Raw genomic sequence first — 15,859 nt, 5'->3', positions numbered from 1 at the left:
AAACAGGACAAGCCAACCCCAAAGGGTGATCCACCGTTTTCAAAAAATCGTTATGGAATTAAGTGTTAATCTAATTTGTTTACTTTGAATAATCCGATCGGATGCTGGTCTTCCGTGATTACACGAATGACATATAAACCCGAAGGATACCTGGTCATATCAAACTGCAGCGGATCAAAAGGAAAATCGATTTTTTCCTTTTTCAGTACCTTCCCGTTGAGGTCGAGCAGGTAAACGCTTAAGGCTTCTTCCCGATCAGAAGTAACGTTTACGTACAATAAGGAAGACACCGGGTTAGGCATAACCTGCACGTGGTAAAAAGCTTCCAGATTTTCATAAGATAGTAAGGTGGAAACAGAAAGTTGCGGTTGGTGAAACCCTTGAGTCAGCATACCGTTTTCGGTAACCAGCGTTGTGGTGGCCAGTTCTCCAAGGGTCCAGTCCAGGGTAACACTTCCGATAGAGCTGGTAGCGCCATCGCTGGCAAGCACTGACCGATCGAAAGACTGGGAAAACATTGTGTAACTGCTTAGGCACAGCATCACAAACATTAGTAATTTTTCCTTCATAATAATATAGGTTTTGTTCAGAATCAATTGATGTTAGTATTTCAGAGAAAATGATAAACCTCTCCAACGAAAAATTTGGAGAAAGTTTTAAATTTTATTCCCAGCAAAGATGGTATCGCAATAATACAGCAGGATTGGAAACAATGAAACAGGTATTTATACCTGTTTTATGCGATTATTTGGGCTGGAACTAAGAAAAAATCCATTTATATGCAATAATACATCAGTTACATGGAAAAGTTCCGAAAACGGGCAACTAAACTCAAAAAAATGGCTAATAAAGGTCAAATCAAGCCGCGGGCCTTCAATTCGAGGTATTTATTTACCGTATTCAGGGAAAGATCTTCCGGTTTGGTGAGCACGGCCTGGATGCCGTAATTGCGAAGCTTTTGCACCATCTGAATCTTTTCGGCAATAAATTTTTGGGCAACAGTCTGGTGATAAATGTCTTCCAGGGTATCTACCTCCTTGGAAGCAAAATCGCGTATTTCGGTATTTTCAAAAAAGACCACCACAAGCAGGTGAATTTTTCCGATCTTTCTCAGGATAGGCAACATCCGGTCCAGGGCATGCATACTCTCGAAATTGGTGTAAAGCATGATGAGGCTTCTGCCCGTGATCAACTTCCTGGCAATTTGGTAAAGGATTTCATAATTGGCCTCGGTATGCCTTTCCTTTTCATTATAGAGAGCCTGCAAAATTTTTTGTAACTGGTAAGGTCGTCCATCCGCCTTAATGGTAGCCCCTATCTTGTCGGAAAAAGTGATCAGGCCGGTCATGTCGTGTTTTTTCAGAATGATATTTGACAGGGCAAGGGTGGAATTGATGGCATAATCCATCAAACTCAAGCCCTCAAAGGGCATTCGCATGGAACGACTCTTATCGATGATGCTGTACACTTGCTGCGAGCGTTCATCCTCATACTGGTTGACCATCAAAGTAGCTTTCCGACTGCTGGCCTTCCAGTTGATCGCCCGGTAATCATCTCCTTGTACGTAATTTTTTATTTGCTCAAATTCATAACTGTGACCGATCCTCCGAATTTTTTTTATGCCTTCGAAAAAGCTGATCTTGCTGAAAGCCCGAAGTTCGAGCTCTTTCATCTGGATAATGGAGGGGTAAACAGGAACCATCATGGAATAATCATGTCGGTATCTTTTTTCCACCAGCCCAACGGAGGTTGAAAGAAAAAGGTTGATGGCCCCGAAATGATGCTCTCCCCGCTCCACCGGACGAATTTCGTAGGTGAGTCTGCCTTTTTCATCCGGGTCAAGCGACATTTTTTCCAGAAAATCCCTTTTCTGCAACTGGAAGGGCAATTCATCAATGATGGAAATATTCAACGGTATCCCAGACTGATTGTGTAAATCGAGATGAATTTTGTTTTCATCACTTAAGGACAATATTTTGGGCACCCGCCGGCGCACCCGCACCCGAACCGATCTTTTGAATAACCTGAAAATATCATAAACCACCACTGAGACCAGGGCTGCAAGGCACAATTGCGCCAGCAGGAAAAATGCAGGCACAAAAAAAGCCACTGCAAAAAAGGCAACGAGTGCCCCCAGTATCATAAAAAACCGGTTGGTAAGGTATAGATTTTTCAAAATTTGGCTGTGTGCATCAATGATCGAGAATTACTAAACCTCTAAGATAGGAAATACTTAACTTTTAGCCCCTTTTTGGGAAAGGGAGATTTATTCCCCGCAGCCATAAAAGAGTTCACCATCCTTGTCAACTTCAACTTTGAACGGGAATTTCTTTCCGGCTACTGAATTAAAACAGGAAGATTCCTCAATCGATATTTTCAGCCAGCTTTTTCCGTCGTCAACTTCCCTGGAGGTGACAAATAACTTGCGATTGTCAGATGTTACGGGAGCCTTGTAAGGGTAGATCTCTTTTTCCCCGCTCAGTAACTCAAAAGAGATTTTCTCAGTAGAAATGTCCAATTTCCAAAAAGGATTGGTACCGTTGCAGGCATAATGGTCGCCGGTACCCGCCAGAGGATCAGAGGATTTGCACCCTGAAAAACCAAACGGGAGCAGGAAAAGCAACAATACGGCCGGAAAATATTTTGTAACATTCATTTTTCTGAATTAGTAAGCAGGTGGACAAAATTAAATTGAACAATTGCTCTCACTCGCCCCAACCCTAAAGAGGAGTCTGCCGCAAAATAGTTCAATTTATTTTTGTCCCTCAGTTAATGTTCAAAAAACAACTTACTCATTTGGGACGGGTACTCCCCTTTAGCGGGCCGGGGGCGCGGGATGCAAATGAGAAAGTTATTTTTTGATGTTCCTTATAGCATTTTTCTCAAAAGGAAAAATTATCTGTCACGCCAATCAATACTTCTTTACCATAGAACGCAACGTTAATGCCCATTGTTTTCCTTCCCCGGTATTATTCCAATAGCCCGGCCAGCAACAAGTAAACAGTCAGCTCAAGCAATATTGTGACAAGTCAACCAGTAATGGAGCAATGCGACATCCGCGGCACGCAATGAGGGAACCAGCAACAAGTAACCAGCAACGAGAAACGAGAAACCAGCAACGAGAAACCAGTAACCCACTAAACCTTCTCCACCGAAATCATGACCTTTACTTCCCCGGGAAGTTCAACTTCCTGTCCGCCAGGTACCTCCCCGACGAGGGTGAGCTCATTCGCCAGGGTTTCATTATTGATATAATCCCCAAAAAGTTCCAGCGCATTATCCAGGGCAATATGTTTTTCGACCTTCACTTTTATCCTGTCTGTCACCTCAAAATCTTTTTCCTTACGGATGTTCTGGATCCTGTTGACGAGATCCCTTGCCATGCCTTCCGCTTCGAGTTCCGGGGTGATGGTGACATCCAGAGCTACCGTCAGCGGGCCGTCAGAAGCCACCTGCCATCCGGGAATGTCTTCAGTGAGGATTTCAAAATCTTCCAGGGTAAGATCGTAAGTGGCGCCATTGACCGATAAAGCGAAAGTTCCCGTTTTTTCAATGAGCCCAATCTCCTCCTGCCCCAAGGCAGAGATCACGTCCATGGCCTCTTTCATATCCTTGCCCAGGCGTTTGCCGAGGGTTTTGAAATTGGGCTTCACTTTTTTACTGATCACCCCGCTTGTATCGACAATGTATTCGAGTTCCTTGACATTGACCTCTGCGAGGATCAGGTCTTTCACCCCATCCACCTGTTCTCGGAAATTGTCATTCAGAACAGGCAGCAAAATCCGCTTCAATGGCTGACGCACCCGCATTTTATCTTTCTTGCGCAAGGACAAGACCAGGGAAGCAATACGCTGGGCATAATCCATACGCTCTTCCAGCGCTTTATCGATCACGGATTCATCAGCCTTTGGAAAGTCAGCCAGGTGGATCGATTCAAGATTCTCTTTTCCCGTGACGCTATTCAGATTACGGAACATCCAGTCGCTGAAAAAAGGAGCCAGCGGAGCCATCAGTTTCATGATGGTTACCAGGCATTCATAAAGGGTCTGGTAGGCAGCGATCTTATCTTCGGAATAATCGCCTTTCCAGAACCGGCGGCGACAAAGGCGCACGTACCAGTTGCTGAGGTGATCATCGACAAAGGTCATGATCTTTCGGGCAGCATTCGTGGCTTCGTAATTCCCGTATTCTGCATCCACTTCCTGCACCAGGGTATTCAGCAACGAAATGATCCATCTGTCGATTTCAGGCCTTTTTTCCAGCGGGATATCGGCTTCTGTATATTTAAATTGATCCACATTGGCGTAAAGCACAAAGAAAGCATAGGTATTGTAGAGCGTTCCGAAAAATTTACGGCGCACCTCATCCAGTCCGGCCAGGTCAAATTTGAGGTTGTCCCAGGCTTGTGCATTCGAGAGCATATACCAGCGGGTAGCATCGGCTCCGTAAGTTTCGATGGTTTCAAAAGGCTCCACCGCATTGCCGAGTCGTTTCGACATTTTTTTGCCTTCTTTATCCTGTACCAATCCGTTGGATACTACGGTTTTGAATGCTACTTTATCAAAAACCATGGTAGCGATGGCATGTAAGGTATAAAACCATCCTCTTGTCTGATCCACTCCCTCAGCGATAAAATCAGCGGGAAAGCTGCGTTCGAAAACTTCTTTATTTTCAAAAGGATAATGCCACTGGGCATAAGGCATGGCACCACTGTCAAACCATACATCGATGAGGTCTGTCTCACGGGTCATCGGCTCACCATTATCGGCCACCAGGACCACATCGTCAATGAAAGGACGGTGCAGATCTTCAGGGGATACCTGGTTTTTACCCAGCTTTTCATTGGCCCGCTTGATTTCTTCCTTCAATTCTTCTACCGAACCGATACATTTTTCATATTTGCCATCTTCCGTTCTCCAGATAGGCAATGGGATGCCCCAGTAGCGGGAACGGGAAAGGTTCCAGTCCTGGAGGTTTTCGAGCCATTTCCCGAAACGACCGTCCCCGGTTGACTTGGGCTTCCAGTTGATGGAATCATTGAGTTCAAACATCCTTTCCTTGGCCGCCGAAGCACGGATAAACCAGCTGTCGAGCGGGTAGTATAAAACGGGTCTGTCGGTCCGCCAGCAGTGCGGATAGGAGTGTTCGTATTTTTCTGAAAGGAAGAGTTTATTTTCCTCCTTCAATTTGATCACGATATCCACATCCACCGGGCGTTCTTCCACCTGTCCGTAATCTTTGACATAACGACCGGCGAAATCAGTCACCTCGGGCACAAATCTTCCCTGGTCGTCCACCAAAGGAATGGCCTTACCATTGGCATCCTTGACCATCAATGGCGGAATGTCGTTTTTCTTGGCCACCATAAAGTCATCGGCACCAAAGGTAGGGGCAATGTGTACGATACCCGTACCGTCGGTGGTAGAAACGAAATCGCCGATCAAAACTCTAAAAGCCGGCTTGTCGGGTTGAACGTAAGGCATGAGTTGTTCAAATTCCATGCCTTCAAGTTCGGCGCCTTTGACCTCGCCGATTATTTCGATATAAGGAATAGGTTTATTATTGGCCTTAACCTCTTCAGGCTGGAGGTCAGGATTGGCTTCGGAAAAATAAAAAGACAAACGATCTTTGGCCAGGATGACGGTCGTCGGTACCTGGGTGTACCGGTTGTAAGTCCTTACTTTTACATAAGTGATATTTTTTCCAACAGCCAGGGCCGTATTGGAAGGCAGCGTCCATGGCGTGGTTGTCCAGGCGAGGAAGTATTCATTTTCCGAGCCTTTCACCTTAAATTGAGCAATAGCCGAAGTATCTTTGATCATCTGGTAGGCTCCCGGCATATTAAGCTCGTGAGAGCTCAATCCGGTTCCTGCAGCAGGAGAATACGGCTGAATGGTGAACCCTTTGTACAGGAGTCCTTTGTCGTAAAGTTGTCTCAGCAGCCACCAGACCGATTCGATATATTCGTTTTTATAGGTGATATAGGGATCGTCCAGGTCCACCCAATACCCCATCTTGCGGGTGATGTCATCCCACATATCCTTGTAGCGCATCACCGACTCGCGGCAGTGTCGGTTGTATTCGGCAATGGTGATGGTTTTCCCAATATCTTCCTTGGTAATGCCCAGGTCTTTCTCTACCCCCAGTTCCACCGGAAGTCCGTGGGTATCCCAGCCGCCCTTACGTTGCACACGCTGTCCTTTCATGCTGCGGTAGCGGCAGAAAAGATCCTTGATGGTTCGCGCCATAACGTGGTGAATCCCCGGCTTTCCGTTAGCGGATGGCGGGCCTTCATAAAAGACCCAGCTGTTTTCCGGGTCGCGTTGATTGACACTTTTATGGAAGATGTCGTTCTCCTCCCAAAAGCGTAACATTTCGGCATCGATTTTCGGCAGATCAAGATTCTTAAACTCCTGGTACATTTTGTCTCATTTTTTTAAAAACTGCGCAAAGATAATTAAGTAGTGTATTAATTACGAATTAGGGGTGTTCATAAAATTTTAAACGGCAGAATTTAACCGCGGAGTTCGCAGAGAAGGCGCAGAGGACGCGGAGAAACCTTTGCGCACCCTACGCCTTCTCCCTACTGGTGGTACGGAATGAACTCCTGGAACTTCTCGCCCCAAATAAAAAAGCGCCGGCAAATTTCAATCTGCCAGCGCTTTTTTGTTTTTACATCATACAGCAACTCACAGATTGTCGGGCAATCCGATAATAATAATGCTGTTAATAATGTAAAATGAAGAACACATAATTTTATTCGTATTGAAGGGGTAAAAGTAAGGGTAATTAAAATAAAAGTCAAGTTTGAGGCTCAGGTAAAATTTCAGTTCCTCTTGGGTCCCCGCCTTCACTGTGTTCGGCGCCGGGCTGTCCGCTATCGCTCCCATCCCTGGTACTGCTCGTCCCTCGCCAGCCTCCGCTGAACGCTGCGGCCCTGAGTACTATTACCACCAAATAAACGGAGTGCCAGAGGCACGATATCCCTTTACGAGAGGCACCGCCGTTCCCAAAAAGCAAAAAACAAACCAAATGCCAGCGGCACGGCACCCTTTTCACCCGAGTAAGAGGTCTCACCCGATAGTAAGTAAACGACAATGGTTCTGGAGCACCCGAATTCTAAATCGGCTACCTCCGATTGTCCAAAGCACACCCCCCAATGACGCTCATCATATCACCCGACCAAAAATAACCCATTCCTTTTCACAAATCAATATATCCAATATTATTCCCAAAATCCAAAATTTCCACATTCTACCAAAGCACAAAAATCCAACGCCCAAGGTGGTCGGCCTTATGTTTTTGTTTCAGTATAAAAGTAATTCAGATCGCCCAGGCCTTCCGGCGGAGCAGGCAGGCCTTGTCCTTCGAATTTTTTTTTGTGGGGTGCTTCAGATATCGGGGGTAATTCAACTAGATCGTTACCTGTTTCATCTTGCCCTAAGAATAGTAAACCCGCTTGTAAGGTTCCATCCGAAACAAATAAATCAACATAACCTTCTATAATCGTGAAAGTCCAAAATTCTCCTCCCCCCCCCCAGGATCATAAGCTGGGATCCCTCCCACAACAAGATTCAAATCGTCTAAGATTTTACTTGTTGTTGCTTCAATATAAAACATCTGATCTCCATTATCCATACTCGCAAACAACTCATCACTAATACTCTCCATACCGCCGGTAAAAACAATACAACCGGAGGAAGCGGGGACCCATTCACCATCATAGATGAGGGTTTGGGTGCCGTTGGAGACGGCTTCGGAGAAGACCTGGACTTTTTTGATATAGGGCATTTCGGCTTGTGGTTCGGTAGGGAGGGTGGAGAAAATTTCAGAAACCAAGCAGCCATTATCGTCCGTGACGGTAACAGTGTAATCTCCTCCCGTCAGGTTGGACAATGTAGCTGTTGTAGCACCATTACTCCATTCGATTTGATAGGGAATTGCACTGTTAATATTCAATGATATTTCTCCATTCGCAATATTTGCACAGGAAGACAGCATTATATCTGCATCTATTTGTGGAACGGGGTACTCTGTAACAGTTTCTTCTCCCGTGGCGGTACATCCATTCGCATCTGTGACGGTGACACTATAAGTACCGCCGGGAATGCCAGAAAGGTTTGCGGAGGTCGCTCCGTTGCTCCATTGGTAAGTGAATGGGGCAATGCCTCCTGTTACAGCAAGATGAATACTTCCGTCCATTTCATTTTCGCAGGTTGGAGTGCTTTCGATATTGAGTTCATCTATGCCCGGACACATAACAATCTCCACCGGCCCAAGAGACGTTTGGCAGCCATAAGCATTGGTGACAATGACGGAATAAAAACCGGCTTCAGTTATCCTGTTAAATTTTGCTCGGTTTCCTCCGGGATAACGCCATTTGGCCCCACCCATTCAAAAGTAAATGGGCCTGCATCTCCGGTGGCTTCTATTTCTATGCTTCCTTCTCCTCCTTCACCGCATATGCATTGGGGTGGAGGTGATTTGGATGGTGGCGGAGAGGGGAAGAGAATAAAACAACATCATTATAATAGTGATAAAAAAACACTTATTACTTTGTATTGATAAATCCAGTTTGTGTCGTTTAGATTTCATTTTGGTATTTTTTATTGTTTTCATTTTCAGGCAAAATCAATCACCCAATAATTATATCAAATTATTCCTCTGCAGAAAGATAGATTTCTATCATTTCAATATCTTTTTTTAACATCGTAACATAATATTCACATGATTTTTGAATTTGAATCTGATTTGACTGATCAAACAAACCTTCAAACTGTTTAATGATTTCTTTCTTTTCTGAAATAATTTTTTCAAAGTATTTTTGAAGATCGTTTTCATTTAGTTCTGGAACATTAAGGTTCCTTTGAATCTCATCAAAATAACTTTGGATTGCCAACAGCAATTCTGCCCATTCTTTGAATTTTGAATCTGGAAAATTTTCAATTATATGCTCTGCTTCCTTTCTTCTTTCTTCATTTACCCAACCTGATTTAAATAAAAAATGCGGAATTGGTAGTTCCTTTAACCAATCAACTGCCATTTTATCTGTGTCTGTATATTCCCTAATTTTTATTATAACTTCATTAGAGTAAACTTTCCCTTCTTTTAGTGTTAAACCTGGGCAATAAATCCCTCTTAAAACGTAAGTCTTCCCTTCTTCAAAACAATACCCTTTATTTTTTCCTAAAGTCTCTTTTTCTTCAATAAACCCAATGAACCTCCAACTTATTTCAGTTTCACCTTTTGCTGCCAATACAACCTGAGGTATAGTAATCATTCCACTTGCATCAGAGCTTCTGTTATATATTTTTTCCCATTTCTCCTCATTTATTTCCCTAAATTCTATGATTGGATTATAAAAAGAAGGCGTAGGCTTAACTATATTAAGCTCCTTTTTTGATTTGTTTTTAACCGTAAAATTGTATCCTATCGGATCTAAAAAACCAACAGTGGTTGTATCAACAGAGAAAGTTAATTCAAGATAATTGCTTAATTTTTGACATTTTGATGCTTGCGCAAAGACAACGAGCAGAATTATTACATTTACTAATTTTTTCATTTTATTCTTTTTTTCATTAAACTTTATTCTATTTTTTTTGCACATAAAGCCGTAAGCTCTCTACCGTAATGCCGTGAACCGAATAAAGTTATTAATGCCCTGGACTATTCACTCTTGATCGAATTAAATTAACATGTCGAGGAATTAACATAAATGAGGCCCCCATACTACTTGCATTACCAGACATAAGGCCCATGTTGGATAAAGAAAATTCCGAAATTGGGGTGGTGGTGATTTGGATGGTGGCGGAGAGGGGCGTTATTATACAAGATAGTAGGATGGCGAGGAATATTTTTACAGTTTTCATATCAAAAGGTTTTAATATCAATGTTTTCGATTGGTTAATTAAAAAAGTATCCAATTGATAAATACATCCGATGATCAAGCTTAATATTATTTTGTAATGTTTTCGATTTCCAGTTCTTCAGGGGCCGCGTTATTAAAAGTTACTCTTAGTTTTATCTCTTTTCCATATTCCATTCCTGTTACCTCCAAGACCATTTTTTCTTCGTCTTGAGTCACAATATTTTCCTCAGTCACTATCGGCACCTGATAAGCATAAAGTCGGTCCTTTATATACTCAAGTTTATAGGGTTTAGCCCAGTCTTTTATACTGGCGGGCAATTCCTTGTTTACCGGAGGATAAAGGTGAGCAGCCTTTGTCAAGTAGATATTTTTGCCGCTGATAAAATACACTTCCCTTGTTTCTGTATCCAGGGCCAACAAATAATAATCCATCCGTTGTTTCCACTTTTCAGAAAAAGGAAGATTATAAGGGAGACATTTAGGATCACCTCCAAATCTAAGAATTTCTGGCATAGGCGGCGGTGGCGGTGGTGGATACCCTTTTTGGTCTATCCATTCATCATGTTTTTTCTTTTCTTCCGGGTAGTAATAGTAATGAATCCTACAACAACAACCTAACTTAGAGTATTCGTCATTATTCTGACAACTTGATAAAGTTTCTAATGTATCTTTATAAAACCTGTAAAACTCAACACCATCATACATGGTGTTTCCAACTATAGTGTGATTCCCTTCAGTTATTAGACCGTTTCTAAAGCCTGCCCAAGCCTCGGAGCAATTTCCATTGGCAAATTTCAGATTAAAGGTAACTGGTTCAATCCTATTCCAATATTCATCAAAATCTGGTAGCAGTTTATCAAAATCCGAAACCCCTTCCTTAACTACCCAAACTGAAGAATCTAAGTTTAATCTATTTTCCAAATTGGGTAGATTTAACACTCTATGCATGTAAGCGTTTTTCATTAAGGCATTTAGAAGATACCTTTCTTTATCTTCAAAATCTTTAAACTTGACCTTTGGCTTTGGTCTAGTAAGTCTTTCATAAGTAATTCCTCTTATATGCTTCCCGCCAAAACCATCAGGATTTTGTGGATCAATATAAATTTCGAATACATATTTAAACTCTTCTTTTTCATTATACCCAACTGAAAAAACCAAAGTATCATTCTCCTGTCTGGTAAATTCAATACGGTTATACTGATTTGAGTATAGTTTCAACTGTAGGAATGGAAGAAAAGACGTGGGATTATTTTTATTTAAATCAAAATCTTTGGCAATTCGATTTTTAAAAGGGAAAATTCCCGAAATAAACTTTATCTCCATACTCTTATTTACTCCTACCAACATATTTTTTCCTAAAGCCGGAATCCTTTGACTATAATTACTCCAACTTACTAGGCTGTCGTTTTTAAGGTTATCGACAAAAGAAATCTGATATAAATTCCAGGAGGTATCCGGATAAGGAATTTCTACTGGCTTTATTAAACATTCTAGTTCATCTGGTAAATACCCGAAACCAGGAAATTGAATATACTTCCAGTCAACAAATGAAGAAATAACATATCCATCAATCTGATTTGCTTCTGAGGTGAAAGATCTTTTCGCTTCAAGGATTTGACCAAGCGCAATATTTTTAATTACACTTTTTTTAATATGAGAATTTAAATCAAAATTAATTTCTCTTTGTCCAAAAGAAGTGCCTGAATAAATAGCTATCATAACGATGGTGATGATAAATTTGATCGAGTGAAAGTTCCATTTCAATTTTCTTTTATTTTTCATTCTTCGTTTTTGTGAAGGTAAAAGTCCTAACCAATTTCGGCATTATAGTACTCAATGGAGAAAGTGGGTTAGCCATTCTAACAATTAAAATTTATTCTACCCAAATTACAGGTTCATCATAATTACTTTCTTCAGCGCAAGCGTCCAAACCATCCTGATTACCATGTTCATGCCCAGGGCCATGGCTGCAATAATCTGTTAAATTATTTCCTCCAGGAATGCATCCATTAAATTCTCTAGTATCTTTATATGCTGCTCTAAGTAGTTTCCATCTTAGTGCAGATTCCTTGTTCTGAATTTTATAATATAAATGAGCGATTTCATGGGCTATCGTTTGGGTATATTGATAATTCCTTAGTTTATCTATATTAGAATAATCACCACTATTTGCATTCCCCTACCAAACTGTAGGATTTATTTCTCCAGTGATCTCAGCTCGACTTTAGCCTGCCTGACGCCGCAGAAAATTATAATAGGTGCAGCGCGCCTGTCTGGCAGCCAGGCAAGACCGAAAAATTTGTTGTAAAAAGATTAAAAAATCTATCTAAGGTGCAGCGCACCGCAACATTCTTTCGATGTTCGAAGGTTTAGGTTGCGGTGCGCTGCACCTAATTTTAATTCAGCGGTTCATTATTTAATTTCAATAAGCACTGGGCAATCGAAATTTTATTTAAAGCGATTATTTTTGTTACACGATACTTACTTTGTATTTAAATCAATAAAAAAAAGCCGGATGCTGCAGCAGCATCCGGCTTTTTTCAATTTAGGTTTAAGACTCGGGATATTTAAATTAATCTTCGTAAGAAGTGGGTCGGATGATGATGGCCGGAGATGCTGAAGCATCGGAAACTTCTTCTTTGGCGTTTCCACCCAATGTTTCGTCAACCGTTGAAGCATTTTCTTCGAAGCGGCATGATTTTAAGATGGCTTCACAAATGCTTTTAGGCTCTCTGTAGCAGTAGATGGCGCTTCCTCTCACCACTGAAACATTGGCGGCAAAAACACAATCTTCGATGACTGGTTTTGATTCGCCACGGGTGGCTTTACAAAGAATGCCTGCACCGTAATAAGAATCGTTTTCGAGGAAAACGCAGTTGGTAATACGCGGGCTGCACACTCCATAATTTCCATTATTGTAAATGGCGCCTCCGTCAAAGTCGGCGTGGTTGGTGGTGAAAGTGCAGGATGCGATCATTGCACGACTTTCACCTCCCTGGGCATAATTGTAAATGGCAGCGCCTTCGCGGGCAAAATTGTTGGTAAAGATGCAGTTTTTGATCACCGGGGAAGAAGGCTGTGCCGTAGCATCATTGAACCAGCCGGCACCACTGGAAGTGAGGTCACCTCCTTCACTGAACCCGTTGGCTGTTCCATCGCTGATGGTAAAACCGTCGATGAGGGTGGCTGCAGAAACACCAATCGTGAGGACAACTGTATAAGAATTGTCTTCGTTGGTCGTCGCATCACCGATCTCACCGCTGAGGATAGTAGGATTTTCAATGAAATTGCGTTCTTCAATGACCCCTTCGTTGCCTGCGAAGCCACCGTAGAGTTCGATGCCGTCAGGAACGATAAAGGCGACCGTGCGATCAGCTTCCATGGTAGGTGTGTAAACACCGGAAGCTACCCAAACCTGGTCGCCGGCCTGTGCGAGCAGGAGAGCATCCTGAAGGTTACCCAGTGCATCTTCCCAGGAAGAGCCCTGGCCTTCGCTGCCAGCCTGCACGAAAATTACTTTAGCCTGTAACCCGAAGGACAGCACCGAAAGTAAAACCGTTAATGTTAGTAATAATCTTTTCACGTCGTTAAACCTTTTGAAGTTGGAAAAATTTAAATCGCCAACTTGTTGTACAGCACAAAGAATTTTTGTTTGCAATATAATTTTGCAGAGTATACCGCAAACCATTTTGCACTCCAACAAGTGTGTCTAAATCAAAAGGAACAAAAATTTGATAGGTACTATTCAGTAGGTGTCAAATCTACTTAAAATTGTATAGGGATATTACATATTTTGCCAAATCTCCGGCAATTTATACTAATTTTTATTTTAATGCAAATATTTCATGCAAAAAAATACCAGCCATTCCTGATTTTAGTCCGGAACGGAAGGATTTATACTGCTTTTTGAAAGCATCGGAATTAGGGATTAATGCTTTTCAACCGAAGTATAAATCGGGGATATAAGGCATTAAACGAGGATCGTTACAAAAGGTTACAAATTTTTATCTTTTTTTTTATTTTTTTTTACTGTCCTTACAACACCCTGCAAGAATAGGCCTTTTACAGGTTCCCTCCAAGAGTGTTTTTTTATGTGGTATCTTTAGGTTATGAAACGGTACAATTTAAAATTAAGAGGCTTTTTACCGGAAAGATTGTTTTTTTTACCGATTTGCAGTAACTTTCCCCCACCATACGCTTGTATCCCCTTTACATGGCGTGGGTACGATCATTATCTCCAAGTTTTATTTTTTGCTTTAATCCGCTTTGTTTGGCTATAAGGATGTTTTTGTGCAGTGATTCTTGAGTATAAAATAAAAAAGCATTAAAAACACTTAGTTTCTTTTGAAACAAAATACCTGTTATTCCCATATACTACTATAGTAGAAGTTTAGACAATTTTTTATATTGTTTTATTTTTCGCCCAATTCAATTTGGTGGATGACTGGCTTCGACCCGCTCCCATATTAAAAAGGGTATAGAGGAAAACAGGAAACGGTAAAAATAATAATTCGCAAACAAAAATAGTAAAAACAGAAACCCACCCAGCTCATTTACCGGGAGGGGTTGTTTTAACAAAAGAAGTGCAAAAAGGAGGAATTGATTTTTTGCTGAAAGGTTTGGCAAATCAGCGAATTCCCCCAGCCCCCCGGTTCTTAACCAGATTGGGGAGATGTATGCAATTTGTAGGAAAAACAAACGGTCTCTGTCGAGCTATTTTACCATTAATTGATTAAATTATGAAAGCTTGGCTTCGACCCAAATGTAATTTGCACCGACACCATTTTTTAAAAATAGGGAAGGTGCTTCTTTTATGCTCTATGCTCTTTTTCTCCGGAAAAAGTATTTACGCTCAGGATTTTCATTACTCCCAGTTCTTCAACGCGCCCCTGCACCTGAATCCCGGTTTGACCGGTATTTATAACGGGGATATACGGTACATGGGTAATTACAGAAGCCAATGGGCCAGTGTCCCCGTCAATTACCAGACCTTCACGGTAGCGGTTGACGCCAAATTTATCAAAAAAACCTTCCGAAAAGGATTTTTCTCCGGTGGGCTGGAACTCAACTACGACCAGGCAGGTTTGTCCCGTATGAGGCTCATCGATGTCAACCTGAGTGGCTCCTATACGGCCACCTTCAGCGAGCATTTCCTGATGACGCTTGGCGCCACGGGAAGAGTCGGACAGCGATCCTTTGATGACACGGACCTGAGTTTTGATCATCAGTACAACCCGATTGCCGGGCAGTATGATCCCTATGCGGATAACGGGGAAGACTTCGGCAATGGAAGTCTTTTCTTTCCCGACCTGGCTACGGGCATCAACTTCAGACTTCAGGATATTGAATCCACGGCCCTGGTCAACAGGCTGGACAAACGTTCCAAACTCGACTTCGGGGTGGGTGTGTTCCACCTCCTTCGCCCGGATCAGAGCTTTATCGGCACGGCCAAATCTCCATTGCCCATGCGCTTAAGCCCATACCTGATGGGGACTTTAATGCTCGGCAAAAATTTCGATTTCATCCTCAACGGCACGGCTCAGTTCCAGAGCAGCTACCGGGAATTAGTAGGACTGGCCGGATTAAAAATTCACCTGAACAGGAATCTGGGCAAACAATTCGCCCTTCAGGTCGATTTCGGTTACCGGTATGCCAATGAATTCGGCGACGCCATGGTTCCCGGCATTGAATTTTTCTACAACGGCTGGCAGGCCGGGTTTACCTATGATATTAATATTTCTGATTTCAACGTGGCTACTTCCAAGCGCGGAGGGCCGGAGATTTCAGTGAGTTATATTTTCCGCAAGGTACGCCCATTGCCAATATTTAAAATTTGCCCGCTGATCTGATGCAATCTCCTCACTTTCCGGAACAGTCCGGAGAGAAACGATCCATCAGACTGATATAAAAAAACACTGATAAGAGATGATATAAAATAAATTCACCTTGTTGCTTTTTCAAAATCTTAAAAACCAACACTTTGAAATTTAT

The 15,859-nt window shown here is 42.2% G+C and carries 9 protein-coding genes; 1 reads left to right on the top strand and 8 read right to left on the bottom strand.

Annotation, left to right across the window (positions count from 1 at the left end):
• Positions 1–65: 65 nt before the first annotated feature.
• The 8 genes from H6571_16250 to H6571_16215 form a co-directional block, all read right to left on the bottom strand.
• Positions 66–569: a T9SS type A sorting domain-containing protein gene (locus H6571_16250; GenBank protein MCB9325291.1), complete on the bottom strand. Its 504-nt coding sequence runs from the start codon at positions 567–569 to the stop codon at positions 66–68.
• A gap of 284 nt (positions 570–853) precedes the next feature.
• The gene (locus H6571_16245; GenBank protein ID MCB9325290.1) at positions 854–2,143 is read right to left on the bottom strand and encodes a DUF58 domain-containing protein; all 1,290 of its coding nucleotides are present in this window, start codon (positions 2,141–2,143) and stop codon (positions 854–856) included.
• 123 nt (positions 2,144–2,266) lie between these two features.
• On the bottom strand, positions 2,267–2,656 hold the full coding sequence (locus H6571_16240) for a hypothetical protein (protein MCB9325289.1): 390 nt from the start codon (positions 2,654–2,656) through the stop codon (positions 2,267–2,269).
• 481 nt (positions 2,657–3,137) lie between these two features.
• Positions 3,138–6,422, bottom strand: a complete 3,285-nt coding sequence (locus H6571_16235; GenBank protein ID MCB9325288.1) for an isoleucine--tRNA ligase — start codon at positions 6,420–6,422, stop codon at positions 3,138–3,140.
• Between the two features lie 1,078 nt (positions 6,423–7,500).
• The gene (locus H6571_16230; GenBank protein MCB9325287.1) at positions 7,501–8,394 is read right to left on the bottom strand and encodes a SprB repeat-containing protein; all 894 of its coding nucleotides are present in this window, start codon (positions 8,392–8,394) and stop codon (positions 7,501–7,503) included.
• Positions 8,395–8,656: 262 nt separating this feature from the next.
• On the bottom strand, positions 8,657–9,562 hold the full coding sequence (locus H6571_16225; GenBank protein ID MCB9325286.1) for a hypothetical protein: 906 nt from the start codon (positions 9,560–9,562) through the stop codon (positions 8,657–8,659).
• A 393-nt stretch (positions 9,563–9,955) separates the two neighbouring features.
• The gene (locus tag H6571_16220) at positions 9,956–11,650 is read right to left on the bottom strand and encodes a hypothetical protein (protein ID MCB9325285.1); all 1,695 of its coding nucleotides are present in this window, start codon (positions 11,648–11,650) and stop codon (positions 9,956–9,958) included.
• A gap of 790 nt (positions 11,651–12,440) precedes the next feature.
• Positions 12,441–13,451, bottom strand: coding sequence for a DUF1565 domain-containing protein (locus H6571_16215; GenBank protein ID MCB9325284.1), 1,011 nt, complete (start codon positions 13,449–13,451; stop codon positions 12,441–12,443).
• 1,219 nt (positions 13,452–14,670) lie between these two features.
• On the opposite strand from H6571_16215, the gene H6571_16210 reads away from it, so the two are divergent.
• On the top strand, positions 14,671–15,717 hold the full coding sequence (locus H6571_16210; GenBank protein ID MCB9325283.1) for a PorP/SprF family type IX secretion system membrane protein: 1,047 nt from the start codon (positions 14,671–14,673) through the stop codon (positions 15,715–15,717).
• Positions 15,718–15,859: the final 142 nt, after the last annotated feature.

It is taken from the genome of Lewinellaceae bacterium (assembly GCA_020636105.1).
Lineage (GTDB): Bacteria > Bacteroidota > Bacteroidia > Chitinophagales > Saprospiraceae > BCD1.
The sequence above is the reverse complement of the archived record's forward strand: the minus strand, read 5'-3'. Positions and strand labels throughout refer to the sequence as shown.

Bases quoted from the DNA above. Each gene is read 5' to 3' on its own strand.
- H6571_16235 (MCB9325288.1), bottom strand. From the start codon at position 6,422: ATGTACCAGGAGTTTAAGAATCTTGATCTGCCGAAAATCGATGCCGAA.
- H6571_16245 (MCB9325290.1), bottom strand. From the start codon at position 2,143: ATGATACTGGGGGCACTCGTTGCCTTTTTTGCAGTGGCTTTTTTTGTG.
- H6571_16230 (MCB9325287.1), bottom strand. From the start codon at position 8,394: ATGGGTGGGGCCAAATGGCGTTATCCCGGAGGAAACCGAGCAAAATTT.
- H6571_16240 (MCB9325289.1), bottom strand. From the start codon at position 2,656: ATGAATGTTACAAAATATTTTCCGGCCGTATTGTTGCTTTTCCTGCTC.
- H6571_16220 (MCB9325285.1), bottom strand. From the start codon at position 11,650: ATGAAAAATAAAAGAAAATTGAAATGGAACTTTCACTCGATCAAATTT.
- H6571_16250 (MCB9325291.1), bottom strand. From the start codon at position 569: ATGAAGGAAAAATTACTAATGTTTGTGATGCTGTGCCTAAGCAGTTAC.
- H6571_16225 (MCB9325286.1), bottom strand. From the start codon at position 9,562: ATGAAAAAATTAGTAAATGTAATAATTCTGCTCGTTGTCTTTGCGCAA.